Origin of the sequence: Asanoa sp. NPDC050611, assembly GCF_040654855.1 — a bacterium.
GTDB lineage: Bacteria > Actinomycetota > Actinomycetes > Mycobacteriales > Micromonosporaceae > Asanoa.
The window spans coordinates 1-1737 of record NZ_JBFAIU010000656.1; the positions used below are offsets into that span (position 1 = coordinate 1).

General features: G+C 73.6%; 2 protein-coding genes and 1 pseudogene. All 3 read left to right on the forward strand.

What is annotated here, in order from left to right; translation table 11 throughout:
* Positions 1 to 643 (forward strand): SRPBCC domain-containing protein (locus AB0H87_RS41520; RefSeq protein WP_360159284.1); only part of this gene is annotated, 643 nt, incomplete at its 5' end.
* A 49-nt stretch (positions 644 to 692) separates the two neighbouring features.
* Complete coding sequence (locus AB0H87_RS41525) at positions 693 to 1151, forward strand: nuclear transport factor 2 family protein (RefSeq protein WP_360159287.1); 459 nt, start codon at positions 693 to 695, stop codon at positions 1149 to 1151.
* Between the two features lie 41 nt (positions 1152 to 1192).
* Positions 1193 to 1737, forward strand: a pseudogene (locus tag AB0H87_RS41530) (NADP-dependent oxidoreductase); the annotation flags it as partial.

The window sequence follows — 1737 nt, forward strand, 5'->3', positions numbered from 1 at the left end:
CCGTACGCGACAGAGGTGCTGCACGGCGTCACCGACGGCGGCGACGAGCTCGCTGTCGACGTGGTCGTCCGCCGCCTGCCCACGCGCTCGGCCAGCCCGCCGACCTCCGGCTCGCCGGACGTACGCGGCACCCGTCGCCGACGTCTGGGACGCCATCACCGACCCGGACCGGGTGAAGCGCTGGTTCTACCCGCTCACCGGCGACCTCAAGGCCGGCGGCACGTTCCAGCTCGAGGGCAACGCCGGCGGCGAGATCCGGCGCTGCGAGCCGCCGCGCCGCCTCACGATCACCTTCGGCGGCCCGACCAGCGTGGTCGACCTGCACCTGTCCCCCGGCTCGGGCGACGACACCGAGCTGGAGTTCACCCACACGGTGCCGATCGAGATGGCCGGCAGCGGCGCCGGTGCCCTGTTCGTCGGACCGGGCTGGGACGGCGCGCTGCTCGGCCTGGCCCTGTTCCTGGCCGGCGAGGAGATCGGCGACCCGATCCAGGCCGCCAACTCGCCGGAGGTGCGGGAGTTCTCCCGCGGCTCGATCGACGCGTGGGTCGCCGCCGTCGAGGCGTCCGGCACCGCCACCCCGGAGCAGACGGAAGAGGGCCGGCAGATGGCGCTCGCGCAGTTCGCGCCCGGCGAGTCCTGAAGGTCGGCGCCGGGCAGGAGTTACGGTCGGTGGGAGGGGGTAAGCCGCCATGACCGACCGTCCACCACTGCCGCCGTTCGACCGGGCCTCGGCCCTGGCCAAGGTGCAGGCCGCCGAGGACGCCTGGAACACCCGCGACCCGGAACGGGTCTCGCTCGCGTACACGACCGACTCGGTCTGGCGCAATCGCGACCAGTTCTTCGTCGGGCGGGCCGCGATCGTGGAGTTCCTGACCGACAAGTGGTCCCGCGAGCTGGACTACGCACTGCGCAAGAACCTGTGGTCGTTCACCGACGACCGGATCGCGGTCCGCTTCCAGTACGAGTCGCACGACGGCGCCGGCCAGTGGTGGCGCAGCTACGGCAACGAGCTGTGGGAGTTCGACGAGCACGGCCTGATGCGCCGCCGCGAGGCGAGCATCAACGACCACCGCATCGACGAGTCCGAGCGCCGCATCTTCGGCCCGCGCCCGAAGGACTCGAGCGAACCGGACCTGCCGACCCACTAGGCGTTGACCTCAAGCCGGGTTGAGGTCGCAGACTTGCGCCCATGCGAGCGGCGGCGTTCAGCGCACCCGGTGGTCCAGACGTCCTCAGGTTGACCGAACTGCCCGATCCAGTTGCCGGTGCGGGTCAGGTGCTGATCCGGGTACGCGCGGCCGGCGTGCAGCCCTACGACTGCGCGGTCCGCGCGGGCTGGCTCCCGGCCGGCGTACCGCCGACGTTCCCGCGCATCCCGGGCAACGAGTTCGCCGGCGTCGTCGTCGCGGGCCCGCTGCCCGCCGGCACCGAGGTGCTCGGCTTCGGCCAGCTCGGCGCGTACGCCGAACTGCTCGCCGTCCCGGCCGACCAGGTCGTCCCCAAACCGTCCGGGATGCCCTGGGCGGTCGCGGGCGGCTTCTCGGCCGGCGCGCAGACGGCACACATCGCGCTCGCCGAGCTCGCGCCGGCGCCCGGCGAGACGCTGCTGGTGCACGGCGCGGCCGGCGCGGTGGGCACGGTCGCGGTGCAGCTCGCCGCGGCCGCCGGAGCCACGGTGATCGCCACCGCCCGGCCGGAGAACCACCCTTACCAGCGGGACCTGGGCGCGGTCCC